The organism is Xanthobacter sp. AM11, assembly GCF_047444035.1.
Classification (GTDB): domain Bacteria; phylum Pseudomonadota; class Alphaproteobacteria; order Rhizobiales; family Xanthobacteraceae; genus Xanthobacter.
Window position 1 is genome coordinate 4,289,944 of the sequence record NZ_JBLAOA010000001.1, and the last position, 26,957, is coordinate 4,316,900.

Annotated in this window: 24 protein-coding genes and 1 tRNA gene; 14 read left to right on the plus strand and 11 right to left on the minus strand. The window is 69.6% G+C overall.

Annotation, left to right across the window (positions count from 1 at the left end; genetic code table 11):
- Window positions 1–6 precede the first annotated feature (6 nt).
- Entirely contained in the window at window positions 7–1,806 is a 1,800-nt protein-coding gene (locus tag ACI7BZ_RS19675; RefSeq protein ID WP_414118823.1) for an ABC transporter ATP-binding protein, read from the minus strand.
- Between the two features lie 532 nt (window positions 1,807–2,338).
- Here ACI7BZ_RS19675 and ACI7BZ_RS19680 point away from each other — a divergent pair.
- From ACI7BZ_RS19680 to ACI7BZ_RS19695, 4 genes are all read left to right on the plus strand, one after another.
- Window positions 2,339–2,599, plus strand: a complete 261-nt coding sequence (locus ACI7BZ_RS19680; protein WP_414118824.1) for a zinc-finger domain-containing protein — start codon at window positions 2,339–2,341, stop codon at window positions 2,597–2,599.
- A gap of 46 nt (window positions 2,600–2,645) precedes the next feature.
- Window positions 2,646–3,833, plus strand: coding sequence for an FAD-dependent monooxygenase (locus ACI7BZ_RS19685; protein ID WP_414118825.1), 1,188 nt, complete (start codon window positions 2,646–2,648; stop codon window positions 3,831–3,833).
- Between the two features lie 219 nt (window positions 3,834–4,052).
- Complete coding sequence (locus ACI7BZ_RS19690) at window positions 4,053–4,547, plus strand: GNAT family N-acetyltransferase (RefSeq protein WP_414118826.1); 495 nt, start codon at window positions 4,053–4,055, stop codon at window positions 4,545–4,547.
- 121 nt (window positions 4,548–4,668) lie between these two features.
- Window positions 4,669–5,721, plus strand: a complete 1,053-nt coding sequence (locus tag ACI7BZ_RS19695; RefSeq protein ID WP_414118827.1) for a GSU2403 family nucleotidyltransferase fold protein — start codon at window positions 4,669–4,671, stop codon at window positions 5,719–5,721.
- Window positions 5,722–5,791: 70 nt separating this feature from the next.
- Here ACI7BZ_RS19695 and ACI7BZ_RS19700 read toward each other — a convergent pair whose 3' ends face one another.
- Window positions 5,792–7,228 (minus strand): class II 3-deoxy-7-phosphoheptulonate synthase, encoded by a 1,437-nt coding sequence (locus ACI7BZ_RS19700; RefSeq protein ID WP_414118828.1) that lies wholly within the window; start codon window positions 7,226–7,228, stop codon window positions 5,792–5,794.
- 334 nt (window positions 7,229–7,562) lie between these two features.
- Here ACI7BZ_RS19700 and ACI7BZ_RS19705 point away from each other — a divergent pair, with 334 nt between their 5' ends.
- On the plus strand, window positions 7,563–8,804 hold the full coding sequence (locus ACI7BZ_RS19705; RefSeq protein ID WP_414118829.1) for a multidrug effflux MFS transporter: 1,242 nt from the start codon (window positions 7,563–7,565) through the stop codon (window positions 8,802–8,804).
- A 122-nt stretch (window positions 8,805–8,926) separates the two neighbouring features.
- Window positions 8,927–9,874 (plus strand): SHOCT domain-containing protein, encoded by a 948-nt coding sequence (locus ACI7BZ_RS19710; RefSeq protein ID WP_414118830.1) that lies wholly within the window; start codon window positions 8,927–8,929, stop codon window positions 9,872–9,874.
- A gap of 64 nt (window positions 9,875–9,938) precedes the next feature.
- Here ACI7BZ_RS19710 and gor read toward each other — a convergent pair whose 3' ends face one another.
- Entirely contained in the window at window positions 9,939–11,306 is a 1,368-nt protein-coding gene (gene gor / locus ACI7BZ_RS19715) for a glutathione-disulfide reductase (RefSeq protein ID WP_414118831.1), read from the minus strand.
- Window positions 11,307–11,481: 175 nt separating this feature from the next.
- Here gor and ACI7BZ_RS19720 point away from each other — a divergent pair, with 175 nt between their 5' ends.
- Window positions 11,482–13,623 (plus strand): glycosyltransferase family 2 protein, encoded by a 2,142-nt coding sequence (locus ACI7BZ_RS19720; RefSeq protein WP_414118832.1) that lies wholly within the window; start codon window positions 11,482–11,484, stop codon window positions 13,621–13,623.
- Window positions 13,624–13,644: 21 nt separating this feature from the next.
- On the opposite strand, the gene ACI7BZ_RS19725 is transcribed toward ACI7BZ_RS19720, so the two are convergent.
- The 3 genes from ACI7BZ_RS19725 to ACI7BZ_RS19735 form a co-directional block, all read right to left on the minus strand.
- A complete protein-coding gene (locus tag ACI7BZ_RS19725) occupies window positions 13,645–14,187 on the minus strand; it encodes a DUF2059 domain-containing protein (RefSeq protein ID WP_414118833.1) in 543 nt (180 codons plus the stop codon).
- A gap of 22 nt (window positions 14,188–14,209) precedes the next feature.
- Window positions 14,210–14,914 (minus strand): ribose-5-phosphate isomerase RpiA, encoded by a 705-nt coding sequence (gene rpiA, locus ACI7BZ_RS19730; RefSeq protein ID WP_414118834.1) that lies wholly within the window; start codon window positions 14,912–14,914, stop codon window positions 14,210–14,212.
- Window positions 14,915–15,064: 150 nt separating this feature from the next.
- Window positions 15,065–15,541 (minus strand): hypothetical protein, encoded by a 477-nt coding sequence (locus tag ACI7BZ_RS19735; protein ID WP_414118835.1) that lies wholly within the window; start codon window positions 15,539–15,541, stop codon window positions 15,065–15,067.
- Window positions 15,542–15,854: 313 nt separating this feature from the next.
- Between ACI7BZ_RS19735 and gph the strand changes: the two genes are divergently transcribed.
- Window positions 15,855–16,547, plus strand: a complete 693-nt coding sequence (gph, locus tag ACI7BZ_RS19740; RefSeq protein WP_414118836.1) for a phosphoglycolate phosphatase — start codon at window positions 15,855–15,857, stop codon at window positions 16,545–16,547.
- Window positions 16,548–16,650: 103 nt separating this feature from the next.
- Window positions 16,651–16,725 (plus strand) — tRNA-Val (locus ACI7BZ_RS19745).
- A 159-nt stretch (window positions 16,726–16,884) separates the two neighbouring features.
- On the opposite strand, the gene ACI7BZ_RS19750 is transcribed toward ACI7BZ_RS19745, so the two are convergent.
- From ACI7BZ_RS19750 to ACI7BZ_RS19760, 3 genes are all read right to left on the minus strand, one after another.
- Window positions 16,885–17,391 carry a YciE/YciF ferroxidase family protein gene (locus tag ACI7BZ_RS19750; RefSeq protein WP_414118837.1) on the minus strand — a complete coding sequence of 169 codons (507 nt, stop codon included), beginning with the start codon at window positions 17,389–17,391 and terminating at the stop codon, window positions 16,885–16,887.
- Window positions 17,392–17,423: 32 nt separating this feature from the next.
- Window positions 17,424–17,699 carry a KGG domain-containing protein gene (locus ACI7BZ_RS19755; RefSeq protein ID WP_414118838.1) on the minus strand — a complete coding sequence of 92 codons (276 nt, stop codon included), beginning with the start codon at window positions 17,697–17,699 and terminating at the stop codon, window positions 17,424–17,426.
- 185 nt (window positions 17,700–17,884) lie between these two features.
- Entirely contained in the window at window positions 17,885–18,856 is a 972-nt protein-coding gene (locus ACI7BZ_RS19760) for a helix-turn-helix transcriptional regulator (protein WP_414118839.1), read from the minus strand.
- A 351-nt stretch (window positions 18,857–19,207) separates the two neighbouring features.
- Here ACI7BZ_RS19760 and ACI7BZ_RS19765 point away from each other — a divergent pair, with 351 nt between their 5' ends.
- From ACI7BZ_RS19765 to ACI7BZ_RS19775, 3 genes are read left to right on the plus strand one after another with little or no spacing between them, the layout of a single operon-like run.
- Complete coding sequence (locus tag ACI7BZ_RS19765) at window positions 19,208–21,457, plus strand: TonB-dependent siderophore receptor (RefSeq protein ID WP_414118840.1); 2,250 nt, start codon at window positions 19,208–19,210, stop codon at window positions 21,455–21,457.
- A 2-nt stretch (window positions 21,458–21,459) separates the two neighbouring features.
- Window positions 21,460–22,392: an alpha/beta hydrolase gene (locus tag ACI7BZ_RS19770; RefSeq protein ID WP_414119220.1), complete on the plus strand. Its 933-nt coding sequence runs from the start codon at window positions 21,460–21,462 to the stop codon at window positions 22,390–22,392.
- Window positions 22,389–23,240 (plus strand): siderophore-interacting protein, encoded by an 852-nt coding sequence (locus ACI7BZ_RS19775; protein WP_414118841.1) that lies wholly within the window; start codon window positions 22,389–22,391, stop codon window positions 23,238–23,240. Before ACI7BZ_RS19770 ends, ACI7BZ_RS19775 begins: the two co-directional genes overlap by 4 nt.
- A 12-nt stretch (window positions 23,241–23,252) precedes the next feature.
- Here the strand turns inward: ACI7BZ_RS19775 and ACI7BZ_RS19780 are convergent, their stop codons facing one another.
- Window positions 23,253–24,560 (minus strand): hypothetical protein, encoded by a 1,308-nt coding sequence (locus ACI7BZ_RS19780; RefSeq protein WP_414118842.1) that lies wholly within the window; start codon window positions 24,558–24,560, stop codon window positions 23,253–23,255.
- Window positions 24,561–24,840: 280 nt separating this feature from the next.
- Between ACI7BZ_RS19780 and ACI7BZ_RS19785 the strand changes: the two genes are divergently transcribed.
- The gene (locus ACI7BZ_RS19785; protein WP_414118843.1) at window positions 24,841–25,680 is read left to right on the plus strand and encodes an alpha/beta fold hydrolase; all 840 of its coding nucleotides are present in this window, start codon (window positions 24,841–24,843) and stop codon (window positions 25,678–25,680) included.
- A gap of 179 nt (window positions 25,681–25,859) precedes the next feature.
- Window positions 25,860–26,444, plus strand: coding sequence for a L,D-transpeptidase (locus tag ACI7BZ_RS19790; RefSeq protein ID WP_414118844.1), 585 nt, complete (start codon window positions 25,860–25,862; stop codon window positions 26,442–26,444).
- An 81-nt stretch (window positions 26,445–26,525) separates the two neighbouring features.
- Here ACI7BZ_RS19790 and ACI7BZ_RS19795 read toward each other — a convergent pair whose 3' ends face one another.
- Complete coding sequence (locus ACI7BZ_RS19795) at window positions 26,526–26,732, minus strand: cold-shock protein (RefSeq protein WP_414118845.1); 207 nt, start codon at window positions 26,730–26,732, stop codon at window positions 26,526–26,528.
- Window positions 26,733–26,957: the final 225 nt, after the last annotated feature.

Here is a 26,957-nt window from a genome sequence, read left to right on the forward strand (position 1 = left end):
CCCGGCTCACGCCGCCAGCCCGCGGGTGAGCTCCAGCGCCTGGCGCTCGAACAGGCGGCGGTAGAGCCCGCCTTCGCGGCGCACCAGCGCGTCATGGTCCCCCTCCTCCACGATCCGCCCCCGGTCGAACACCAGCAGCCGGTCGAGGGACCGCACCGTGGACAGGCGATGGGCGATGACGAGGGTGGTGCGCCCCACCATCAGCCGCTCCATGGCCTCCTGGATCAGCGCCTCCGATTCCGAATCAAGGCTCGACGTCGCCTCGTCCAGGATCAGGATCGGCGCGTCCGCCAGGAAGGCGCGGGCGATGGCCACCCGCTGGCGCTCGCCGCCGGAGAGCTTCACCCCCCGCTCGCCCACCAGCGTGCCGTAGCCCCGCGGCAGCCGCTCGATGAAGCCCGCCGCATTGGCCAGTTCCGCCGCCCGCCGGACCTCCTCGAACGAGGCATCCGGCCGGGCATAGGCGATGTTCTCCATCAGCGAGCGATGGAACAGCACCGGCTCCTGCTGCACCACGGCGATGGCCTGGCGCAGCGAGCCCTGCGTCACCTCCCGCACATCCTGCCCGTCCACGCTGACCCGGCCGGCGGTGACGTCGTGCAGGCGCTGCACGAGCTTGACGAAGGTGGTCTTGCCCGAGCCGGAATGGCCCACGAGGCCCACCCGCTCGCCCCCCTCGATGGCCACCGACAGGTCCTCGTAAAGGGGCTTGGCGTGGCCGCCGTAATGGAAGGTCACATGCTCGAAGGCGATGCGCCCCGCCTCCACCCTGGCCGGCACGGCGTGCGGCGCATCGGCGATGGACACCGGCTGGCGGTGGATATCCACCAACTCCTCAAGTTCGTTCAGCGAGCGCTGGAGATTGTGCACATGCATGCCGATGTCGCGCAGGTAGGAATGCACCACAAGATAGGTGGTCAGCACATAAGCGATGTCGCCCGCGCTCGCCTCCCCGCGCCGCCACAGCAGCAGCGCCGTGCCGATGATGGCCGCCTGCAGCGCCACCAGGGCCAGAAGCTGGGCGGTGCCGGCCCAGGTGCCCGCCATCCAGGTGCGCAGGGTGCGCGTGTTCCACTTGGCAAGCACGCCGCGCAGGCGCGCCTCCTCCAGCGTCTCGGCGCCGAAGCCCTTCACCACCGCATTGCAGCCCACCGCATCCGCCAGCACGCCGCCGACGCGGGTATCCCACGCATTGGAGAGGCGGGCGGCGGGCGCCACATAGGCCAGGGACAGGCCCAGGGTGAGGGCCACGAACGCCACCGCGCCCACGGCCACCACCAGCCCCATCACCGGCCAGTGCCAGCCCAGCAGCAGCGCCGAGCCGGCGAGCGCCACCACGGAGGGGAACAGCGCCACCAGCAGGGTGTCGTGCAGCACGTCGAGGGACCACATGCCGCGCGAGATCTTGCGCACGGTGGAGCCGGCGAAGGTGTTGGCGTGCCAGTCCGAGGAGAAGCGCTGCACCCGGGCAAACGCGTCCGCCGCCACGTCCGACATCATGCGCAAGGTGAGCCGGACGATGACCACATAGGTGGCGTGGCGCGCCGCCACCATCACCGCGCCGAGGGCCGCGATGGCAAGGAAGGCGGAAACCGCCCCCGCCCAGGCAGCCTCCCGGTCGGTGCCAGACACGGCGTCGATGAGGCGCCCGGCGAACAGGGGAACGAACACTTCCGCAAGGGTGGCCACGAGCACCGCCGCGCCGGTGAGCGCGATGATGCCCCGGCGCCGGCGCCAATGGCCGAGCAGGAAGGCGAGGACGGCGCGGGCGGACACCCCGCGCTTGTGGGTCTGGAACAGCGACATGACATCTTCCGGCCGCGCGGTGCGCAAGGGCCGGTCCCTGATTCGAACGGGGAAGAAGAGCGGCACGGGCATGCGCCGCTGCTGGCGGAGGGGAAGGCCGGGCGCTGGTGCTGCGCCGCAGAGCGATGCGCTCCCGGGACGCCCTGCGGCACCGCCCGGAGCAGCGAAACGCCCCCCAAATCCAGGACAGGAGACGCGTTCTGCGACCCGCTGTGATACGGCCCAGCCGGCGCGTTCCTTAGGAATCGGCCCTGAGGACTGGCCCTAAAGGATTGAGGCGGTGCGGGGAACGCCGTCCGTGCGCAGCCTGCGCAAGGCCCGCGCACGGCGCAGGGGGTGCGGGCTGCGGATCATGATCTGACGCATGGGTTCACCCTCCCCGTCCCGAATTCGCACGACATTCGTCCGGCGCGGCGCCGGACAGGATGGCGGGCGCCCCCATGCGGCCGATCTGCCGCGGGCGGGGCCCTTCCGCCGGGGCGCATCAAACGCTAAGGTCGCGGCGCTTTTTTGAACGCGCACGGGCGGAACCATGGCGGACACCGGCATTCCCCACTTCTGCAACGACCTCGGCGTCACCATGGTGGAGGTGGGCAGCAAGGAGTTCATGTGCATCGGCGCCAAGCCGCCGTTCGACCATCCGCACATCTTCATCGACCTCGGCAGCGACAACGAGGCGGTGTGCCCTTATTGCTCCACGCTCTATCGCTACAATCCGGCCCTCGCCGCCGGTGCGGCCAAGCCGGAAGACTGCGTGTGGCACGATGATGCAACGAAGGCCCACGCCGCCTGAAGGTGAACCCACCCGGCCGGCCTCCCCTGCGGGGCCGGATGGTATGATGCCCGCTCCCACACCCTTTCGTCCGAGAGACAGCCGCGCGGCCCGCAGCGCCGTGGTGGTGGGGGGCGGCATTGGCGGCCTCGCCTGCGCCCTCGCCCTGCGCCGCGCCGGCCTCACCGTGCAGGTGCTGGAGCAGGCCAGGAAGCTGCGCGAGGTGGGCGCCGGCCTCCAGCTCACCCCCAATGCCACCCGCATCCTGCGCGACCTCGGCGTTCTGCCCCGCCTGGAGGCGGTGGCGGTGGCGCCCCGCTCCCTGGACGTGCGCGACGGGCGCAGCGGCGCCACCATCACCCGCGCCCATTACGGGCCTGCCGCCTCGCGCTATGGCGCGCCCTTCCTGGTGGTGCATCGCGCCGATCTCCAGAACCTCCTGGCCGAGGCTGCGCGCGAGGCCGGCGCCGTCATCGCCCTCGGCACCGAGCTTGCGGCGGTGGAATCCGCCTTCGGCGGGGTGCGGGCGGTGGCAAAGCAGGGCGACAAGCTGATCGCCCACGGCGCCGATATCCTGGTGGGGGCGGACGGCGTGCGCTCGGCGGTGCGTGCCCATCTCGGCCTTGCAGTGCCCCCGGTGTTCGCCCGCCGGCTCGCCTATCGGGCCACGGTGCCGGTGCCCGCGAAGCACCCGCCGGATGTCCGGCTCTATCTGGGGCGCGATGCCCATCTGGTGGTCTATCCGGTGAAGGGCGGTGCCCTGCTGAACATCGTCGCCATCGTCAAGGAGACGGTTCCGGTGGCGCGCTGGAACGCCCCCGGCGACAGCGCGGCGGTGCATCAGGCCTTCGCCGCCTGGGCGCCGGAGGTGCGCCGGCTGCTGGAAAGCGCGCCGCACTTCCTGTGCTGGGGCCTTTACGACATCGACCCCCTGCCGCGCTGGGGCTCCGGCCGCGTCACCCTGCTGGGGGATGCCGCCCACGCCATGCTGCCATTCCTCGCCCAGGGGGCGGCGCAGGCCATAGAGGATGCAGCCGCCCTTGCCACGGCGATCTGCAGCGGGGGCGATGCCGCCTCCGCCCTCAGGGCCTATGAGGGCGCCCGGCATGGGCGCACCGCCCGCATCCAGAGCGAGGCACGGCGCAACGGCATGGTCTACCACCTCTCCGGGCCGCCGCGCCTGGCGCGCGACCTGGTGCTGCGCAGTTCCGGCGCCGCTCTGCTCGATCGCTACGGCTGGATCTACGGCGCCTGACGGCGCGCGGGAAAAGCGCCGCCCCCGGCGGCACTGGACCTTGCGCGGCGGCCGTGCTATCGCCCCGCCCCACTCACCTGAGGGCATCCATGGCCACGCGGCTTCAGCGACGACGACAGGACACGGCGCGCACCGGCGCCCGCCTGCGCCTGCCCACCTGACGCCCGCAGCGCCCTTCGGCCGCGCGGGCTCCCCTGCCTTGCCCGCGAGATTGCCCCGATGACCGAGCTTCCCCTGTCCATCGCCGTCGAGACCCCTGCCGACGACGGCGCCATCGACCGGCTGCATGAGCGCACCTTCGGCCCCGGCCGGTTCGCCCGCACCGCCTTCCGCATCCGCGAGCAGACCGGGCACGAGCGCGCCCTGTCCTTCACCGCGCGGGTGGGGACCATGCTGGTGGGCTCGGTGCGGCTCACCCGGGTGCACATCGGCGCCACGCCGGCGCTGCTGCTCGGCCCGCTCACGGTGGAGCCGCCGTTCCAGTCGGTGGGCATCGGCGCGCAGCTGATGGAGGTGGCTCTTGAGGCCGCACGCACCGCCGGCCATGGGCTGGTGGTGCTGGTGGGAGACGAGCCCTATTACGCCCGCTTCGGCTTCCGCCGCGTGCCCGCCGGCCGCGTGACCCTGCCGGGACCGGTGGACCCCGCCCGGCTGCTGGTGGCGGAACTGGCGGCAGGGGCGGCGGACGGGCTGGCAGGCATGGTGAGCCCCTGACTCAAAAGTTTTCTAATGAAATCAATAATATCAACAGTTATAATGATTTTCTGATCAACCTGTTGCAACACGCCCTTCCCGTACCGGGGGCGCTTTGCAACAGATGAGGCGGAAGCTCGTCATGCCTGTTGATAACATTGAATTCATTGAATTAAATAAGGATCAACTGCGCGAGCGCGTGAACACCGCGCAACGCTATCAGGCATGGCGGGATGCGAAGGCCCGGCAGTCCGGCTTCCGTGGTTCCCTAGTCTGGCATCGCAGCGGCGAGGGTGAATACCTGCTCCGCAGCTATTACGACAGCGCCGGCATCCGCCGCCAGAAGACGGAGGGCCTGCGCAGCGCCGCGACCGAGGACCTCAAGGCACAATGGGACGCCCAGCGCAGCGCGGCCGGCGAACGGGAGAAAGCCCTCCGGGAGGTCCTGACGCGGCAGGCTGCCGTAAATCGCGCGCTGCAGCTTGGCCGTGTCCCGCTGCTCGGGGCGCGCATCATCCGGGCCATTGATGCTGCCGGCCTGCTCGGACGGGGCCTGCGCATTGTCGGAACCAACGCCATCTACGCCTACGAAGCCGCCGCAGGCATCATGGTCGATGCCAGCATGACCACGACGGAGGATATGGACCTGCTGATGGACGCGCGCCGCGCCCTGCGGCTCGCGGTGACCGCCGAGATTCCCGACGGCACGCTCATTTCCCTGCTCCGCAAGGTAGACAAGTCATTCGAGCGGACGCGGCAGAATTTCAGGGCGGCAAACGACGAGGGATATCTCGTGGACCTCATCACGCCCGAGGTGAGCCCGCCGTGGCGCACCGGCGAAGTGCGCATCGGTGCGACCGAGGACGAGTTGACGGCCGTCCCCGTCAACGGCCTCGCCTGGCTGGAAAGTGCCCCCGCATTCGACGCGATCGCCATCGACGAGCGGGGGGCCCCGGTCCGGATCCTCGCCACCGACCCGCGGGTCTTCGCCGCGCACAAGCTCTGGCTTTCGCAACAGCCGGGCCGCGATCCCCTCAAGCGGCGCCGGGACGCCGCTCAGGCTAAGGCCGCGGGGCATATGGTTCGGCGATACCTGACCCACCTGCCCTATGAGCGCGACGCGTTGCGCATGCTGCCCCGCGCCCTCTTCGAGGCGGCCGGACCCCTGTTCGCGGATGCGCCGGACATCCCATAGCGCCCCGGCGCCCCGCACAAACGAAAACGGCGGGCCGAAGCCCGCCGTCCGCTCGCTCAGGTCGGCTGGATCACTCCGCCGCCACCACCTGCGGCCGGCCGCGGGCGAGGCGCTCGCGCTTCAGCAGCTCGGCCACCAGGAAGGCGGTCTCGATGGCCTGCTCGGCGTTGAGGCGCGGGTCGCAATAGGTGTGGTAGCGGTCGCGCAGGTCCTCGTCGGAGATGGCGCGGGCGCCGCCGGTGCATTCGGTCACGTTCTTGCCCGTCATCTCCAGGTGCACGCCGCCGGCAAAGGTGCCCTCGGCTGCATGGATGTCGAAGAAGGAGCGGATTTCCGTCTGGATGCGCTCGAACGGGCGGGTCTTGTAGCCGGATGCGGCCTTGATGGTGTTGCCGTGCATGGGATCGCACGACCACGCCACCACGCGGCCTTCCTTCTCCACCGCGCGGATGAGGGCGGGCAGGTGCTCGCCCACCTTGTCGGCGCCGAAGCGGCAGATGAGGGTGATGCGGCCGGGCTCATTGTCCGGCTGGAGGATGTCCAGCAGGCGGATGAGGCCCTCGCCGGAGAGGGAGGGGCCGCACTTGATGCCGATGGGATTGCGGATGCCGCGGAAATATTCCACGTGCGCATGGTCCGGCTGGCGGGTGCGGTCGCCGATCCACAAAAGGTGGCCGGAGGTGGCGTACCAGTCGCCGGAGGTGGAATCCACCCGGGTCAGCGCCTGCTCATAACCCAGCAGCAGCGCTTCGTGGCTGGTGAAGAAGTCGGTGGTCCGCATCTCCGGGTGGCTCTGCGGGTTGATCCCGCAGGCGCGCATGAAGTCGAGCGCTTCGGTGATGCGGTTCGCCAGCTCCTGGTAGCGGGAGGACTGGGGGCTGTCCTTCACGAAGCCCAGCATCCACTGGTGGGCGTTCTCAAGGTTGGCGTAGCCGCCGTTGGCGAACGCGCGCAGCAGATTGAGGGTGGCCGCCGACTGGCGGTAGGCCTCGATCTGCCGGCGCGGATCGGGGATGCGCGCCTCGGGGGTGAAGGCGATGTCGTTGACGATGTCGCCGCGGTAGCTCGGCAGGGTCACGCCGTCCACCGTCTCCGTGTCCGAGGAGCGGGGCTTGGCGAACTGGCCGGCGATGCGACCCACCTTCACCACCGGCGTGCTGCCGGCGAACGAGAGCACCACCGCCATCTGCAGGAAGACGCGGAAGAAATCGCGGATGTTGTCGGCCGAGTGCTCGTCGAAGCTCTCGGCGCAGTCGCCGCCCTGCAGCAGGAAGGCCTCGCCCTTGGCCACCTTGGCGATCTCCGCCTTCAGGCGGCGCGCCTCGCCGGCGAACACCAGGGGCGGATAGGAGGCGAGCTTGGCTTCCACCTCGGCGAGCTGCGTCTTGTCCGGATAATCGGGCATCTGCACGCCGGGGGAAAATCGCCAGCTGTCCGGACGCCAGCCTTCGGCGCGGCGAGAAGCCTCGGCGCCAGGGACGGGAGCGGATTGCGGGCGGGTCACCATTTCACTCTCCATGCTGCGAAAGCCGGCCGGCTTGTCCGGACCGGGCCGCACCCTCGCGTTCCTCTTGTGTTCGCGGGGCCGGAACGCGGGCTTATACACGAAGGCGCGCCGCGCCGAAAGGATGCGCCGCAACACCGCGCGCCGGCCCGCCCGCCGGCCCCATGCGCGCGGAGCACTTCTCCTGGGGCACGTCATCGCCTATGTGTGACCGGCGCCGGAAGCCGCATTCCCCTTTCCCCGGGGCACGTCTGCGGCGTCCCGCCTGCCCTGCCCGCCGTCCGGCGGACCCGTCTCACCCGTGTCTGTTGCGGGACACGCCAACGCCCGAGCGTCCATGTCCCAGCCCGAACGCGCCAGCGCGCCGAAGCCGGCACGCCCGCCCTTCCCGGAATTCGTCGCCCTCATCGCTTTGCTGATGGGAATGACGGCCTTCTCCATCGACAATCTCCTGCCCGCCTTCGGCGCCATCAGCGCCGACTTCGCCCTTGCCGAGGCCAACCATGTGCAGGTGATGGTCTATGCCTATCTCGTCGGCATCGGCATTGCCCAGTTCCTGTATGGGCCCATGTCCGACGTGCTGGGCCGCCGGCCCATCCTGTTCGCCGGCCTCGCCATCTATGCGGCGGGGTGCCTGATGGCCCTGTTCACGCGGGATTTCAACGTGCTGATCGCCGCCCGCTTCATCCAGGGGGTGGGCGCGGCGGCGGGGCGCGTGCTGGCGGTGGCCATCGTGCGCGACCGCTTCGAGGGCCGCGAGATGGCGCGCATCATGTCGCTGGCCATGATGGTGTTCCTCACCGTGCCCATCATCGCCCCGGCGCTGGGCAGCCTCATCCTCGCCTTCGGCTCCTGGCACCTCATCTTCATCGCCATGCTCGCCTTGGCGGTGGCGCTGCAGGTCTGGTTCGGCGTGCGCATGCCGGAGACGCTGCGTCCCGAATTCCGTTTCCCCTTCTCCTTCCGGGCCATCGGCCACGGGGTCGCGCTCACCCTCTCCACCCGCCGCGCGGTGGGCTATGCCTGCGCCATCGGGCTGATGATGGGCGCGCTCATGGCCTATGTGGGCTCCGCCTCCCAGGTGTTCCAGACCGATGTCTACAAGCTGGGCGACCTGTTCCCCGTGGCGTTCGCGGCGGTGGCGGCGGTGATGGCGGCGGCCTCCTTCACCAATGCCGCGCTGGTGCGCAGGATCGGCATGCGCCGGCTGTCCCACGCGGGCATCTTCGGCTTCACCGCCGCCGGCGCGGGCATGGTGGCGTCCAGCCTCGCCTTCGACGGGCGCCCGCCTCTGCTGCTGTTCTGCGCGCTGGTGGCGGCGGCGCAATTCCTGTTCGCGCTCACGGTGCCGAACTTCAATTCCATGGCCATGGAGCCCCTGGGGGCGGTGGCCGGAACCGCCTCGTCCTTCATCGGCGGGTTCACCACCCTTCTGGCCTCGGTGCTGGCCTTCTTCGTCGGCCGCGCCTTCGACGGCACGGTCATGCCGCTGAGCCTGGGCTACCTGGTGCTGGGCGCCGCCGCCCTCGCCTGTGCCTTCTGGGCGGAAAAGGGCCGGCTGTTCGGGCACCCGCACTGATCCGGCGGTGGCCGGCGGGAAGCCCGCGCACTGTGTCGGGGAAGTGTCCGCAAGGCGTGCTAGAAGGGTCTTCCACGTCTTCGCGCGATCTTGCGTCTGCGCTCCGAACCAAAGGGGGTCCCATGCGTCAGCTCTCGCCCGAAGGCCAGGCGGCCATCAATGCCATCTCCCAGCGCACCGGCTTCAGCCCGGATGCGGTGACCTCCATGCTGTTCTCGGTCATCGCCGGCAACGGCTCCATGGCCCAGTTCAGCCATCCCGAGTTCGGCGGCTCCGGCCAGTGGATGCAGGGCGGCATGACCATGGTGTCGGACATGTTCAACAACGCCCTGAAGGCGCGGGTGGATGGCCTGTGCTACGAGCTCTCCGGCCTGGTGGCCAGCCAGCCCGGCCTCACCATGTCCGGCAGCTTCCAGTCCCAGAGCCAGGGCGGCATGGGACAGGGGAACATGGGACAGGGGAACATGGGACAGGACCCCATGAACGCCGGCGGCCAGTGGCAGTCGAGCGGCGGCGGCGGTCAGTGGCAGTCGGGCAGCGGCATGGGTGGCGGCATGGGCGGTGGACAGCCGAGCCTGTTCGTTCCGAACGCTTCCGGCAGCAACAATTGGTGGCCCGCCGACCTCGGCATGCCGGCAAGCACGGGCGCGCAGAATTCGGTGCGCTACGCCTATTTCCCCGGCATCCGCCGCCTCGCCATCGACCTCAATGGCCAGGTCACCGTCTATGACAGCCTCGACCACCAGATCGGCGGCTTCTCGCAGCAGCAGGGCGGCTCGGGGTCCATCACCTTCACCAGCCAATACGGCACGGTCAACGTGGCCAGCCTGCCGGTGGTGAGCGGGTTTGCCCCGATGCAGGCGCCGCAGATGGCGCCCCAGCCGATGCAGCCGCCGCAGATGCAGCCGCAGCAGATGGCGCCCGCCCCGGCCTATGGCAACGCCCTGCCGCCGCTGGCCCAGGGCGAGATCATATCGGCCATCGAGAAATTGGCCGACCTCTACGCCAAGGGCATCCTCAGCGAGCAGGAGTTCAGCACCAAGAAGGCCGAGTTGCTCAGCCGCCTGTAGCCTCGAAGCCCCCCGCGCCGGCGACCCCGGCGCGGGGGGCACGGCCCGGCCCGCCATCCGCCGGTCAGGCCGAGGGGGTAGGCGTGCGCAGGGTCACCAGTTCTTCCGCCGACGTGGGATGGACCGCGACGGTGCGGTCGAAATCCGCCTTGGTCGCCTTCAGCCCCAAGGCCACCGCCGCCAGCTGGATCATCTCGGACGCCCCGTCGCCCATGATGTGGCAGCCCAGGACCCGGTCCGTCTCCACATCCACCACCAGCTTCATGAAGGTGCGCGTCTCCCGGCCGGAGAGGGTCGCCTTCAGCGGGCGGAACGCGGTCTTGTAGATGTCCACCGGGCGGCCGAGGGCGCGGGCGGCCTCCTCGGTGAGACCCACGGTGCCGATCTCCGGCTCGGAGAACACCGCGGTGGCGATGAGGCTGTGGTCCACCGTCCAGGGCTTGTTGCCGAACACCGTGTCGGCGAAGGCGTGCCCCTCGCGGATGGCCACCGGGGTCAGGTTCACCCGGTTGGTGATGTCGCCCACCGCATAGATGGACGGCACGCTGGTGCGCCCGTGGGCGTCCACCACCACGGCGCCCACCGGGTCCAGCGCCACGCCGACCTCGCCGAGGCCGAGATTGCGCGTGTTGGGAATGCGGCCGATGGCGAGCATCACGTCGTCCACCTCCACCGCGGCGCCGTCGGAAAGCACCACGCGCTTGCCGCCGGGAATGGTCTCGATGGACGACAGGGTGCGGCCCGCCATCAGGCGGATGCCGGCGCGCTCCATCTCGGTTTCGAGGTGCGCACGGACATCCCCGTCGAAGCCGCGCAGGATGTGGTCGCCGCGGTAGACGAGGGTCACCTCCGCCCCGAGCGCGCGGAACAGGCCGGCGAACTCCACGGCAATGTAGCCGGCGCCCTGGATGAGGATGCGATCAGGGAAATGGGTGAGGCTGAACGCCTCGTTGGAGGTGATGGCGAGGTCGCAGCCGGGAATGTCCGGCCCCAGCGCCGGATGCGCGCCGGTGGCGAGCAGGATGTATTTCGCACGGATCTCCTCGCCGGTGGAAAGGATGCGCACGCTGTTCGGCCCCGTCACCACGGCCCTTGAGGACACCACCTCCACTCCCGCCGCCTCGGCGTTGCGGCGATAGATCGCCTCCAGGCGGGAGATTTCCTTGTCCTTGTTCGCCACCAGGGTCAGCCAGTCGAACTCGGCCTCGGACACCCGCCAGCCGAAGCCGGCCATGTCCTCCAGATCGTGGGCGAAGCGCCCGGCGTACACGAACAGCTTCTTGGGCACGCAGCCGCGGATGACGCAGGTGCCGCCGACGCGGTACTCCTCCGCCATCATCACCTTCGCGCCGTGCTGCGCGGCGATGCGCGCCGCGCGCACTCCGCCGGAGCCGGCGCCAACGACAAACAGATCCACCTCTTTCGCCGCCATGGCCCGCTCCCGCCTTCAGGCCGCGCGAGGCGACCGCTCTTCCGCTGGAGCGTGACTTGGAGGAGGTGGGGGCCATCGTCAAGGGAAGGAGACGTGCGCCATTCGCTTGCCGCCCCTGCGCAACGGTGCTTCAACGCGCAAGCGAAGACGAGGCGGCGGCAGGCAAGAGCGTCAGATGGCAGAGAGCGAAATTCCCCCGCTGTGGCTGCGCCCCGCGCCCGGCCCGCACGGCGAGCGCCGCTTCCGGGTGCCGGCCCTGCTGCGCCTGCGGGCCATGCGCGAGGGCCTGCCGCTGGTGGTGGAGGCGGCGGGCGCCGGCGCGCCCCTGTGCCTCGTTGCGTGCGATCGCGCCGGCCGGGAGCTGACGCGGGAGAGCCTGCCCCCCGCTGGCCCGGCCGTGCTGTTCCTGCCCCGCGGGGCGGCCCTGCTGCGGCTGGAGGGCGGCGGCGACCTCTCGGCCGCCCGGCTGGGCTATTTTCCGGTGCAGAAGGTGGCGCTGAAGCTGCACGCCTTCGCCAATGGCGTGTTCCCCGACACGCCGCCCGTGCGTCGCTGGAAGGCCGCGGGCGTGGCGGCGCGCACCCTGCGGGGGGCGCTCCATGCGCGCATCTTCGCCTCACCGGCGCGCCAAAGGGCCGATGCCGCGCGCTACCGCGCCTATCGGGCACGCCATGTGGAAGACTTCCGGGAGGTGCCGGCGGCCGCGGCGGCGCCCCGGGTGAGCTTTCTTTCCTCCGCGGAGGACCTGCCCACCGGAAACCTGCCCGCCGCAGCTCTGGCCCGCTGCGCCGCCGCTCTGGCCGCCCAGACCGACCGCAATTTCGAATGGGTGGTTGCCCTCGCCGCCGGCCGCCTCGCCGCGGACGGCCCCGCGCTGGCGGCTGCCGGGGCGCGGGTGATCGAGGCCCCGGGGCCGGGCAAGGCGGCGGCCCTTGCTGCCGCCCTCGCCGCCGCCCAGGGCGGCCTCGTCTGCGTCCTGGACCCGGCGGGGCGGCCGACGCGCGACGCGGTGGCCCTGCTGCGCGCCACCTTCGCCCGCTTTCCCGACTGCGCCCTCGCCTATGCGGACGAGGAGCGCCTCGACGCCAACGGCACGCCGCTGCGCGGGGTGTTCAAGCCGGCCTTCAACCTGCACCTGTTGCAGGCGTCCGGCTATCTGTGCGGCTTCGCCGCCTTGCCCCGCGCCGATGCCGTGCGCCTGGGGCTGCGCGCGAGTGCCGGCGAGGCGTGCATCTACGACCTCATGCTGCGGCACGCGTCGAGCCTGGCGCGCGGGCGCATCCACCATATTCCCCGCATCGCCTTCGGCATCGGCGAGCGCGCGCCGGGCTTCTCCCCGGCCGAGATCGGCCCCGCCGCGGACGCCCTCTCGCAGCTGGCAGGCGTGCCGGTGGAAGCGGTTGCAGGCGGACGGCACCTGCGGCCCCTGTTCGACGTGCCGCAGCCGGCGCCCCTGGTCTCCATCGTGGTGCCGACCCGCGACCGGGCCGGCCTGCTGGGCACCGCGCTGCGCTCCCTGATCGCTACAACCGCCTACCGCGCCTTCGAGATCGTCATCGTGGACAACGGCTCCACCGAGGCGGAGACGTTCGCCCTGTTCGACGAGATCCGGCGGCTGTGGCCGGCCATCCATGTGGTGCGCGACGACGGCGGGTTCAATTTCCCCCGCATCTGCAACCTCGGGGTGGAGGCGGCGCGCGGCGACCTCATCCTTTTGCTCAACAATGACGTGGAAGTGGTGGAACCCGGCTGGCTCGGCGAGATGGTGGCCCTCGCCAGCCTGCCCGGTGCCGGCATCGTCGGGGCCAAGCTGCTGTTCCCGGATCGCACGGTACAGCATGCGGGCGCCATCGTCGGCCTGTTCCGCTACGCCGACCACTGGTTTGCCCACAGCGCCGAGGATGCGCCGGGCTACGAGGACCGGCTGCTGGTGCGGCAGAACCTCTCCGCCGTCACCGCCGCCTGCCTGCTGGTGCGGCGGGATGTGTGGAACGCCATCGGCCCCCTGGACGCCGAGCGCTTCGCCGAGGACTGCAACGACATCGACCTGTGCCTGCGGGCCCGGCGGGCAGGCTATGACGTGGTGTTCACGCCCTTCGCCCGGCTGCTGCACTATGAATCCGCCTCGCGCGGGCGGAAGCGCTCGAAGGAGCACCGCGCCCGCCTGAAGGCGCAGCGTGCCCGCATGGAGGCCATCTGGCACAATGCCAGCCTCGTGGACCCCCACTACAATCCCAACCTCGACCGCAAGAGCCTGTTCGCCGCCCTCGCCGCCGAGCCGGACGGCCCGCGGGAGCCGCGGACCGACGCCGTGTGAGGCGGCGTGATCAGGCGCGGATCAAAGCTCCACGCCGCGCTTCTTCATCTCGGCGCGGATGCCCTCCAGGGCGAGCTGGTTCAGCTGTGCGCCCCAGGCCTGGATGCCCTGCACCGCGTCCTGGACGATGACCGGACGCTCCAGCACCAGCCGGGTTCCGGTGGCCGAGGAATAGAAGGCGATGGCCTCCTTCAGCTCGGCCTCGCTGAAGCGGCGGGCATAGGCGCCGGCGAGGATGTCGATGACCTCGCCCTTGCGCTTGTTGAAGTCCAGCACCACCACGATCGCCACCTCGCGCAGCTGCTTCACCAGATCCGGGTTGGTCTGGACGAAGGTGCGCTCGGCGCTCTCCACGATGTTCGGGATGATGCCGTCGAAGGCCCGCGCCTCGCCGTTCACCACCACGAGCTTGCGGGCCAGATCCATCTGCGCCGCGCTCGGCTGGGCGGCGGGCGCCGGCTGCGCCGCGGCAGGCGAAAGGCGGGCCGCCGGAACCGCGAGCAAAGCCAGGGCGGCGACGAGAAGAAGCCGCGAACCGGTGCGGCCGCAGGGGAAAACGCGCATTTGTCTCTCCGCAGGAAGAAAATCAGAAGCTGCCGACGTCCAGCTCAATGACGCCATCGGCGCCGGCCAGCACCGCCCGGCGCGCAAGGCCGAGGAACAGCCCGTGCTCCACCACGCCGGCAACCCCCTCCAGCGCCCGGGCGAGGGCGGCGGGATCGGGAATGCGGCCGAGATGGGCGTCGAGGATGAGATGGCCCTGATCGGTGACGAAAGGATGTCCGTCGCCGTCGCGGCGCAGGGTGACCGGCCCCTCGCAGCCGGCGGCGCGCACCGCCGCGCTCACATGGTGCTCGATGGACACCACGCCGAAGTCCACCACCTCGATGGGCAGCGGGAAGCGGCCCAGCATGTCCACCTTCTTGGTGATATCGGCGATCACCAGCATCTCCCGGGCGGCGCTGGCGACGATCTTCTCGCGCAGCAGCGCGCCGCCGCCGCCCTTCACCAGGGCGAGGCCGGGGCCGATCTCGTCCGCCCCGTCCACGCACAGGTCGAGCTCGCCCACCTCGTCGAGGGTGGCGATGGGCACGCCGAGGGAGACCGCCTGCGCCAGGGTCTGCTCGGAGGTGGGCACGCCGATGATGCTGAGGCCGCCGTATACCTTCTCCGCCAGGAGCTCCACGAAATGCCGGGCGGTGGAGCCCGTGCCGAGGCCGAGGCGCATGCCGTCGGTCACATAGGTGAGGGCGTGGGCGGCGGCGCGGCGCTTCAGGTCTTCAGCGGGCATGGTTTCCGTTCCGGCTGCCCCGCGCGGTTCCTCGGGCGGGACGGCCCGCGGACGCCGGGGGTGGCTTATCGTTGCCGCGGACAGGCGGGGCCGCCCCTCCGCCCTCCGGCTCTAGCCCCGATCCGCCCCGCCGACAAGCGGCGCAACGCCTCAGCGGGCCGGCGGCGTGCACAGCAGCGTGGATTCCACCGTTCCGTTGGTCCGGGTGGTCTCGCGCACGTAGCAGATGCTCATCTCCCCGGTGTCGCGATTGACCCGGAACACGCCCGTCTCGCCTTCATAGTGCGTGGGCATCAGGGTGTAGCTGCCGGCCTTCTGCGGCCCCGCCCCCTCGCCCTGGGTGAAGCACTGGGTGATCCCCACCGGATTCGCCTCGGGCCGCTCGAACTGGCAGACGTTCACCTCCCCGGTCTGGCGGTTGACGCCATAGACGCGGTTGGCCTGGGCCGAGGGCGGCGCGGCAAAGTCATAGCCGGCCGCCGCCTGTGCCTGCGCCGCGCCGGTGGCGGCGAGGCCCGTGATGCCAAGACCGGCCGCCAGGGCCAGGGCCGCGGCCATCCGTCCCGCCGGAAGGTGCCGCCCGTGCAACCCGTCGTCCTGCTTCGGCCGGAGAGGAAAGTCCCGCATTCATGCCTCCTTGTGGGTGCCGCATGGAAAAGGCGCGCGGACCGTGCCGGGCGCCGGGGAAGAAAGATGCGGGCGGCTGCGCCATGCCGCCGCAGTCGCCCGAACGCTGCGGACGCTCGCGCGAAAAAGCGGCAGGATTTGTGGCGAGGCGAAAATGCGCCCGCCGGCCGTCCCCGCCGCGCCGGGTGGACCAGGCGAAACGGATGGTACGCCCCGTTCCGCTTGGTCCGTCCGCTCAAGGCGTTGTGATGGCCCCGCCCGCCGCCGATGGCTTCCATCTGTCGCGGCCGAACCACGAGGAATGCGCCTGAACATGCCCCAACTCCTGACGCACCCCGTCGTCGCCTTCGATCTCGACGGCACCCTGGTGGATACCGCGCCCGACCTGCTCGACGCGCTGGATCTGGTCCTGTCCCCCCACGCCATCCCGCCGGTGGACCGCGCCGCCGCCCGCAACATGATCGGCGGCGGCGCACGCATGCTCATCGTGCGCGCCCTGGACGGCGAGGGCGTGCGCCTGCCCGAGGCGGAGGTGGAGGACATGACCCGCCGCTTCATCGCCCATTATGCCGCGCACATCGCCGACGGCTCCCGCCCCTTCCCGGGACTCATCGAGGCCCTGGACCGGCTGGAGGGCAAGGGCGTGCGCCTGGCGGTCTGCACCAACAAGCTGGAGCATCTGGCCCGGCTGCTGCTGGATGCCCTCGGCCTCACCCAGCGCTTCGCGGTGATCACCGGCGCCGACACCTATGCCCGCCCGAAGCCGGACCCGCTGCCGCTCCTGTCCACCCTTTCCGCCGCCGGCGGCGGGGCGGGGCGGGCCGTGATGGTGGGGGACAGCATCACCGACGTGCTCACCGCCCGCGCCACCGGGGTGCCGGTGGTGGCGGTGTCGTTCGGCTATACGGAAACGCCGGCGCACGATCTGGGCGCCGACCGGCTGATCCACCATTTCGACGAACTGGAACAGGCGGTGGACGAACTGCTGGCCCGCGCCGCTGCGTAAGGGGGCCGCAGCGCATTGATCGGGGGAAGATCTCAGCCTCGCTCCGACGGGCACTTGACACGACGGGGCGAGGCGCCTTAAACCGCGCTCCTCGCAATGGCGCGGGCGATTAGCTCAGCGGGAGAGCACTCCCTTCACACGGGAGGGGTCGCAGGTTCAATCCCTGCATCGCCCACCATTTCCCCCCGCATCCGATCACTTCCGTTCCAGCAGGACCACGCGGCCGCGCACATCGCCGCCGACGCCGCAGCCGGACGCACAGCCCCCGGGCGTTTCGACCCGGGAGCTGTTTCGCGCGGAGGTCACCGCCCGCGGAGGGCACCGCCCCCTGGCCGCCTTACTCCGCCGCCCGCATGTTGAGGTGCGCCTGGGCGAGGGCGGTGAGTTTGGCATCCGCCGCCTTCTCCTCTTCGAGGGTGCGCTGGAGGACGCCGGCGCAGTCGTTGCGGCCGAGCCGCTTCGCCCACGCAATGAGCGTGCCGTAGCGGGTGATTTCGTAATGCTCCACCGCCTGCGCGGCCGCGGCGAGCGCGGCGTCCATCACCTCCGCGTCGGCCACCTCGCCCGCGATCTCCTGCGCTTCCTCGATGATGCCGTCGATGGCCGGGCAGGTGACGGTCTTCGCCTGCGCCCCATGCATGCGGAAGACCTCCTCAAGCCGCGTCACGTGGCCCTCGGTCTCCTTCAGATGCGTCTCGAAGGCCTGGCGCAGGCTGTCGCTGGACGCCTTCCCGATCATGTCGGGAAGCGCCTTGAGGATGCGCTTCTCCGCATAATAGATGTCGCGCAGGGTGTGGACGAAGAGGTCGTCCATGGACTGGATGTCCTTGGAGAAAAATCCCATTCTCGTCTCCTGTCGGTGCTGTGGGGCAAGGCTCAGCGCTGGCCGCCCTTGCGGCCGGCCTCGGCGGCAAGATCGTGGTCCTTTGAGAAGGAGCGCTTCTCGTCGGGCACGCTCTGCCCGCCCTTGCGGCCCGCCTCGGCGGCGCGGGCGCGATCTTCGGCAAAATTGCCGGAGCCGCCCTGCTGCTGGCCACGGCCGTGATCCTGCTGGTTCTGCTGGCGCTGTTCCGCACCCTTGCGGCCGGCCTCTGCGGCGCGTTCGGGATCGTTGGCGAAGTTGCCGGAACCGCCCTGCTGTCGGTTGTTCATCGGCTCGTCTCCTCATGTCCATCGTCCCCCGCCTCAGAAACGGCGAGCCAGACAGGGAGTTCCAATGTGTTTTACCGGGAAACGGCCGCGCTTATCATTAGATTTTGAATAACATGCCGAGATATGACTTAAAATTCAACAAGCACAAGCCCGGCATTTGGCACCCACAGAAGCCGTTTTCCAGGCTATCCGCCACCTGATCTTGAGCGCAGCATCTTGGGCGAGACGCCGAAGGCCCGCTTGAAGGCGGTGGCGAAATTGGCCGAGGAATTGTAGCCCGCCAGATAGGCGGCCTGCGCCACGGTGAGCCCATCGGCCGCCAAGGCGTCCCGTGCGCGTTCCAGCTTGCGGTGGCGCACATATTCGAACACCGTCATGCCGAACATGGCGCGAAAGCCGCGCTGGAGCGTGTTGACGCTCATGCCCGCCTCGCGGGCGATCTCATCCAGCGTAAGGTCGCGGTGGAGCTGGGATTCCACGAAATCCTGCACCGTCCACATGCGGTTGCGCTCGCGCGGGCGCAGCGGCGCGGCGACGCCGCCGGCCGGATCGCCAAGGGCGCCGAGCGCCTCGAACACCATTTCCAGCGCGCGGCTTTCCACATAGAGGCCGGCCAGCAGCGGGCCATATTCCGGCGGGGCCAGGATCTGCTCGGCAAGGGCCACGAGGCGTGCGGAGGGCCGCCAGCGCACGCTCGCCAGATGGTCACGGCTGAAGCCGGCGACGGCCCTGTGCTGCTCCGCCTGTTCCAGCCCGCCCGCCTCCAGCCACTCGCGCGGCATGGAGATGTTGACCTTGCGCACCCGCGTGCCGCGCCGGCCGCGCCGCACGAAGAGATCCGGCTCGGCGCGCGCCATGAGCACGCCCTCCACCTCCCCCGCGCCGCCGGGACCCAGATGGAACGCCTGACCACCGAAGGAGATGTCGGCGCTGCCTTCCAGGAACAGGCTGAGGGTAAGCCCTTCGCCGTGCACCACCTGCGTGGTGGTGTCGTGCAGGTCCAGCGCATCGGTGGCGTGCAGCACCAGCCCGCTGCGCAGCGGCATCATGAGATAGCGCCCGCGCAGCACCGCGCCATCGGCCGCCAGCGAGGGTTCCACGACGGAAAACTGCGTGCCGGCGAGGTGAGACAAAGCGGCGATGTCCGCGCACCGCACCACGGACGTCCGCGTGGCGGCCGCATGTGCGCCGGAACGCGTAGTATCAGGTCGCCGCAGGCGGGTGGCAGCCCCTTCATGGTCGTTCATGCGCGAACAAGAAGTCGTCCACCAACGCCTGTCAATATTTGGTTTGCGGATTTAATTTAGTATCATTCCAAACTGCTGCAGATACGACAGGTGTTCCCGCGCGCCGAGCGCAACTACCTCGTTCCAATTCAAAGTTCGTGGCGATAGCTCAAACGAATTATAGGGTTCAGCAAAGGCCTTATTGCTGGAAGCCTGGGGAAACTCTCGCTTAAGAAAGTGTGATGCGCCGCACCGTCTCGCGGCCGGGCAGCGGAGATTTCCATGATGGGTTTTGCAGCGACCAGCAGCAGCCGGCAGCGGCGCCATCGCCTGCTTTCGGGAACCGCCCTTGCCGGCGCAACCCTCGCCCTGGCCGCCCTTCTGCCCGCCCCTGCCGCCCATGCCCAGCAGGCGGGCACCGAGACTGTCGCGCTCGACACGGTGCAGGTACAGGCGGAAAAGCAGCTGCAGCAGGAGGTCATCACCGAGGGCGTGGACAGCTACACTGCGGACGTCACCACCATCGGCGTCGGCAGCCCCACGCCGGTGCGCGAGATTCCGCAGTCCATCTCCACGGTCACCAACCAGCGCATCCAGGACCAGAACTTCACCCAGCTCGAAGACGCCATGCGCCGCACCACCGGCCTTGTGATCCTCGCCAATGATCAGGGCCGCTCCTCCATCTTCTCCCGCGGGTTCGAGATCGACACGCTGCTGGTCAACGGCCTGCCGGCGCCGCTCTCCTCCATCCTGGGCACCCAGCCGGACCTCTTCATCTTCGACCGCCTCGACGTGCTGAAGGGTCCTGCCGGACTGTTCTATGGCGGCGCGGGCGGCAACAATGCCGGTCCCGGCGGCATCATCAACGGCACGCTGAAGCCGGCAAGCGAGAAATACTTCTTCAATACGGACGTGAGCTACGGCTCCTGGGATTTCGTGCGCGCGGAGGTAGATGCGGGCGGCAAGCTCAATGAGAAGGGCACGGTGCGCGCCCGCGTCGGCGGCGCCTACCAGGACCGGGACAGTTTCGTAAACTACAATGAAAACCAGGTGTGGGTGGGCTACGGCACCCTGGACTTCGACATCACCGAAGAGACCACCCTGTCGCTCTACGCCTGGCACCAGGAACGCGACATGCTGCCCTTCAACGGCCTGCCCGCCATCAATCTGGGCGGCGGCGAGGGCAAGCTCCTGAACGTGCCACGCTCCACCTTCGTCGGCGCCCTGTGGAACCGCTTCGACAATGAAACCACGGACTACGTGGCCGAGCTGAAGCACGATCTGAGCAATGGCGGCGAAGCCAAGGCCTCGCTGCGCTATTCGGACCGCCACATCGACTATAAATATGCTTATGGCGGCTCGGCGGTCAGCACCGCCCCGGCCACCCTGGGCAATTTTTCCATGCAATATACGGCCGCGCAGGTGTGGGAGACCTCCCTGTCCGGCGACGCCCATGTCTCCACGCCGGTCACCCTGTTCGGGCAGGAGCACAACCTTACGGTGGGCACCGATTTCCGGGCGGTGGAGCAGACGCAATACACGCCGTCCGCATCCACCAAGCTGCCCGGCACCTACAACATCTATGCCTTCAACCCTTATGCGGTGCCAGAGCCCAACACCATCTACAATCGCGAGAGCGCCAGCGACCCCACCCAATACGGCCTCTACGCCCAGGCCAAGATCAACCCCATCGACCAGATCCACCTGCTCCTTGGCGGGCGGTTCGCCTGGTATGACGCATCCACCATCGTCACCACCGCCAAGGGCGGGGGCAAAGTGGACGTGACCGATACCAATGCGGAAGTGGAGGGCCGCTTCGTGCCCTATGCCGGCCTCGTCATCGACCTGACGAAGGAGATTTCGCTCTACGGCAGCTACACGTCCACCTTCGTGCCCCAGACCGAAGTCAACGCCGCGGACCAGTTGCTGGCGCCGCGCACCGGCTATCAGTATGAAGGCGGCCTCAAGGGGTCCTTCTTCGACGGCGCGCTCAATGCATCGGCGGCCATGTACCTGATCCGCGACAACAACCGCGCCCTCGCCACCGACGTGGCCAATGTCTATGTGGCTTCCGGCGAAGTGCAGGTTTCCGGCTGGGAGGCCGAGATCAGCGGCAAGCTGGCGCCCGGCTGGGAAATCTATGCGGGCTACACCTACACCGAGACAGAATATCTCACGGCAACGGCGGGCCAGCTGAAGACGGGCTTCAGCACCTACACGCCCAAGCACAACTACAATTTGTGGACCAAATACGAATTCCAGGACGCCACACTGAAGGGCTGGCATGTGGCTGGCGGCGTCAAGATCCTCTCCAGTTTCTACACCAGGTCCAGCGGCGTGACCCTGACCGAGGACGGCTACACCGTGGTGGATGCCCAGATCGGCTACAAGTTCAACGAGAACTGGAAGGCAACCTTCACCGCCACCAATATCTTCGATGAAGTCTATTATACGCGCGTCGGCTCCACCTCCCTGTTCAATTTCTACGGAGAGCCCAGCGCCTATCTGCTGAAGGTGAGCGCTACCTATTGACCATGCTCCGCACCCTCGCCCTGGCCGCTGCCGCCCTCCTTGTCCCCCTCGCCGGCCCCGCCGCCGAGCCCGCCACCCTGCCGGGCATGGAGGAACGCGCCCTCGTGTCCCGGGAGGGGCTCGCCTACCGCATCTTCATCGCCGTGCCGCAGGCGCCACCACCGCCCAACGGCTATCCCGTGGCCTATGTGCTCGACGGCAATGCGGTGTTCGGCACCCTCGCCGATCTCGCCCGCGGCCAGACCCGCAGCCAGGGCGGGCTGATGGAACCGGCCGTGCTGGTGGCCATCGGCTATCCCGGGGATGCGCCCATCAACATGCCGCGCCGCGCCCGCGACCTCACCCCCGCCCCCGCCACGCCGGAAAAGGGGGCCTGGACCTACCTGACCCCCGAAGGCACCGGCGGGGCGAGCGCCTTCCTCGCCTTCATCGAGGACGAGCTGAAGCCCGCCATCGCCGCGCACTTCCCGGTGGACCCGGCGCGGCAGGCGCTGATGGGCCATTCGTTCGGCGGGCTGTTCACCTTGCATGTGCTGTTCACCCGGCCCTCGGCCTTCGGCACCTACGTGGCGGCGAGCCCCTCCCTCTGGTGGGCGGATGGCGCGATCGCCAGGGAGGAGGCGGCCTTTGCCGCCCATCCCCCGCGGGGCGCCCAGCGCCGCCTCCTCCTCACCGTCGGCGCCTATGAGCAGGAGCTGCACCCAGGCCTGCGCACGCGGGCCGATGCCGAAGCCGTGGCGCGCAAGCTCGCCGACCGACGCATGGTGGATGGCGCCCGCGACCTCGCCGCACGCCTTGCCGCCATTCCCGGCCAGCCGGTGGATGTCGCCTTCACCGTCCTGCCCGGCCAGACCCACGGCTCGGCCGCGCCCCACGCCCTTCTTCTCGGCCTTGAGACCTTCCTCGGCCCCGCAGCATCGCAGGCCCGCCAATGAATCTACCCCCGCGCACGCAGCGCTATCGCGGCATCCGCATTCTCGAAGTGGTCCGCGCCGAGCAGGTGACGCCGGGCATGCGTCGCCTGGTGCTGGGCGGGGCGGAGATGGAGGATTTCGGCCCCGGCCCCAACGTCAAGCTCCTCATTCCCCCGCCCGGCCTCGCCGCGCCGGAATGGCCGCTGCTGGGCGCGGACGGGCAGCCGGACTGGCCGGCGCCGGAGCGGCGCCCGGCCGTGCGCACCTATTCGGTGCGTCATGTGGACCGCGCGCGATCCCAGCTGTGGGTGGATTTTGCCCTGCACGCCGCCCCCGGGCCGGCCGCGGACTTCGCGCGCCGCGCGCAGCCGGGCGATCTCCTGGGGGTGGGCGGCCCCGGCGGGCGGGCGCTGCCGGCGGCAGGCTTCCATATTCTCGCCGGCGACCACAGCGGCCTGCCCTCCATCGCCGCCATCCTGGCTTCGCTGGCGCCGGATGCCCGCGGCTGCGCCATCCTGGAGGTGGATGACGCCGCGGAGGAACAGGCGCTTGCCGCGCCTCCCGGGTTCGCCGTGCGCTATCTGCACCGGGACGGTGCGCCGGCGGGCACGACCCGGCTTCTGGAACAGGCGGTGCGCGCGCTGCAGGTACCGCAGGGACTGACCCTCTCGGCGTGGGTTGCCGCGGAATCGGCCGCCGCCCGGGCGCTGCGCGCCCATCTGCGGGACGAGCGCGGGCTGGGGCCGCGCGCCCTGGTGTCCGTCGGCTACTGGAAGCGCGGCATGAGCGAAGGCGATTACCACGCCGCCCACGACCATGACCGGGACGCGGACTATCACCGCGCCTCCCGCGAGGAGGAGATGGCCTGACGCCGTAAGGCCTCAGTTCTCCTCGGGATGGCTCACATCGTCGAGGGCCGCATTGGTGCAGGGCAGGCTGCCCTCCGGCTCGTCAAAGCCGGCCTCGGTGACGAAATTGCAGCGCGTGGCCTCCGCCGCCGCGATCCAGGACACCATGCGCTGGACGATGGCGGCCACCTGCGCGGAATCGTCCGCCGGCTTGAACGCGCTTTCGGCCGGCGGCTGCGGCCCGGCCTTCTTCGCAGCTTTCAGGTCGCTCACCCACGGGATGAGGGAGATGGTGTCGGCCGTGTCGGCGGCGGTCACCACCGGCAGCAAAGTGAGGGTGAACTGATCCCAGCTGCCCTTGCCGAGGCGCGTCGCCTCGGCCTCGCCGGTGACGACGGCGCGGAACACCGGTGCGCCACCCTCCCCCGGCACCACTGCGGCGCCGGTGATTTTGAACTTGCGCGCGCCCGGCGTGCCCGCCTCCGGCGCCGCACCGGACAGCAGGCGCGCCAGCATCGCCTCGCCATAGGCCTTCAGGCGGGCATCGGACACCTTCCCGCCGTCCATGAGCTTGGCGCGCGGCACCACCGCCAGCGCCGATTCCCCGCAGACGGAGGGCAGCAGCACGGCACTCACCAGCGGCACGCGGCGCAGTTCCTGCGCCACCCGCGCCTCCGTGCCCACCGGCACGGCGATATCCACCGACACGTCTTCGCCGGCGCGGGCGGCAAGGCGCAGCCGGCTCCAGGCGTCCTTCATCTTCACCGTGGCAGAGCCGCCCTGCTGCGGCACCACCAGCACGTCCAGTTCGGCCAGCGCCGCAGGGGCGGCGGCGGCGTCCTTCAGGTCGGCGGCGCGCAAGACCACGTCCAGGCCGCCATAGATGAGCCCGCACCAGTCGTCGGCATCGCGCTGGAGCACGGCGGCCGGCTCGGAGAAGCCCGCGGCGGGGCGGAAGGCAGCCACCGGGTCGAGGCCGGGAATGGCCACCGCCTCCTCCCAGATGCGGTGCAGCCCGCGCTCGTTCTCGGTGAAGGTGAAGCTGTAGGCATCGGCGCCGGAACCCACGGTCAGGCGCAGCAGCCCGTTCGTGACCGTACCCGACATTGGCAGCGCCGCCCGCGGATCGCCGGCGGGCGGGGCCAGGGTTCCCGAAACCTTGTCGCCGGTCACGTCCACCGTGGCGATGGCCGCGTGATAGGGCGCAAAGAAGGGCAGCCCCGCCACCATGTACACTTCCGTTGCGGCGGCCGCGGGGCCGGCGAGGGGAAGTGAAAGGGGGATGGCGAGGAGACCGGCGTAAGCGAATCTTCCGACCCGGAACGAAATACCGCTTGCCATGGTGTGCCGCCCTCTCCTGCAACTGCCCGTGCGCCGCGCTCTATATCATTGCCGCCCCGCGCCGCAAAAGCCTCGGCGGCGGTGGCGCGCAGATGCTAGTGGATCAACCGAAACGGATGGTTCCCATCCGTTTCGAAAAGTTGATCCGCCAAATCAAGGCGTTGTGGCTCGACCTGGTCGCGACAGATGGGTCCCATCTGTCGCGGTCGAACCACTAGAGCCGGGCCCGCCGCCCTCGTTAAGCTGGTGGGCGCATCCACATGGCACCGAGGCCGCAACCATGGATCACGTCTTCCCGCAGCCGCGCACCACGGCGCGCATCCTCACACCGGACGGCCTCGGCATCGCGGTTTCGGAGCATGGTGCGCCGGAGGGCCGCAGCCTGCTTTTCATCCACGGCTTCTCCCAGTCCGGCCTGTGCTGGGGCCTGCAGGCGGCGAGCCCCGCCCTCGCGGGCTACCGCATGGTCACCTATGATTTCCGCGGCCATGGCGCCTCCGACAAGCCGCTGGATGCCCAGGCCTACCGGGCGAGCGAACGGTGGGCCGACGAGGTGGCGGCGGTGATCGGCCAGTGCGGCCTGCACCGGCCGGTGCTTGTGGGCTGGTCCTATGCCGGCCGCATCATCTGCGACTATATCGAGCGCTATGGCACCGGCGACATTTCGGGCGTCGTCTTCGTCGATGCCGTGACCAGCAACGAGCGGGCCTTCTACGGTAGCTGCAACCGCCTGATGCGGCAGATGTGCAGCACCGACGTGCTGGAGAACATCACCGCCACCCGCGCCTTCCTGCGCCGCTGCTTCGCCGCCCCGATGCCGCAGGAGGTGCACGAAACCCTGCTCGGCATCAATATTCTGGTACCGCCAGCCGTGCGCGCCGCTTTGTTCAACCGCCCGGCGGACTATGACGGACTGTTGCGCGGGCTCGACCGGCCGGTGCTGGTGGTGCAGGGCGCAAGGGACGATGTGGTGGCCCCCGCCATGGCCGCGCACATCGCCGCCCTCGTGCCCGGGGCGCAGCTCGACCTTTATGCGGAAGCCGGGCACGCGCCCTTCATGGAGGATGCCCCGCGCTTCAACGCGGCCCTCGCCGCCTTCGCGGCGGCGGCCGAAGCCTGAGCGTGGCAGGCACGCCGCAGCTGCGCGAAAAGAACATCACACTCCCGTGCGGGTGGAACTGCCCCGCCACAAAGCGGTTGCAGTCATGTCCGTTTTGTGGCGACAACAAAGCTCCGCCGTGGAGCGTGCCCCGCTCAGACCGTGTGCTCACCTTCGTTCCTCACCCGAGACGCAGAACCATGACGCACCTGAAATCCCTCGCCATCGCCGCGACCGCCGCGCTCCTGCTGGCTTCTCCCGTCCGCGCCGACGACCGCTACGAGATCTTCAATTTCGGCAAGCTGTTCGGCGGCAGCGGCAACATGAGCACGGCCGGAAGCTCCTCCTTCGGCCGGCACACGGTGTCCATCGACCCGCGCTATGCGCCGGGCACCATCGTCATCCGCACCTCGGAGCGCCGGCTCTATTACGTGACCGCACGCGGCCAGGCGATCCAGTATGGCATCGGCGTGGGGCGCCAGGGGTTCCAGTGGTCGGGTGTGAAGACCGTGAGCGCGAAGAAGGAATGGCCGTCCTGGACGCCGCCGTCCCAGATGCTGCGCCGCCGCCCGGACCTGCCGCGCTACATGCCCGGCGGCATCGACAATCCGCTGGGCGCCCGCGCCATGTATCTCGGCTCCAGCCTCTACCGCATCCACGGCTCCAACGAGCCGGAAACCATCGGCCAGGCCGTCTCCTCGGGCTGCTTCCGCATGACCAACGAGGACGTGGTGGACCTCTACAACCGCGTGCGCGTGGGCGCCACGGTCTACGTGCTGCGCTGAACGGCACGCATCAGGCGCGGACATGAAAAAGGCCCGGGCACCTTGCGGTGCCCGGGCCTTTCTCGTCTCGAGCGGTGACGCTCAGAGGGTGGCGATGTTCGCCGCCTTGCTCTTGCCGCGGTTGTCCGGGACGACGTCGAAGGAAACCTTCTGCCCGTCGGTCAGGCCATAGAGGCCGGAGCGCTCCACGTCGGAGATGTGGACAAACACGTCGGGGCCGCCCTCATCCTGCTGGATGAAGCCGAAACCCTTCTGGGAATTGAAAAACTTGACTGTGCCCGTGGCCATTGAGGCCTCCTGTTCAGGCGCGGTCGCGGGCTTTCGCCCAGGCGATGCGCCGATCGCCCCGCCAGCGCGCGATTCATTGATCGCGGCGCCACGGGGCGCGGTTCAGGACGAGTTCGATATGGGAGGCTTTTGCGTCGCGGCCCGAAGGAAACGAAGAAGAAGGCCGATGACGAACTGTCCGATCAGCTCGCCCCTCTGCCCATCCATGACGATGGAAGCAGAGGA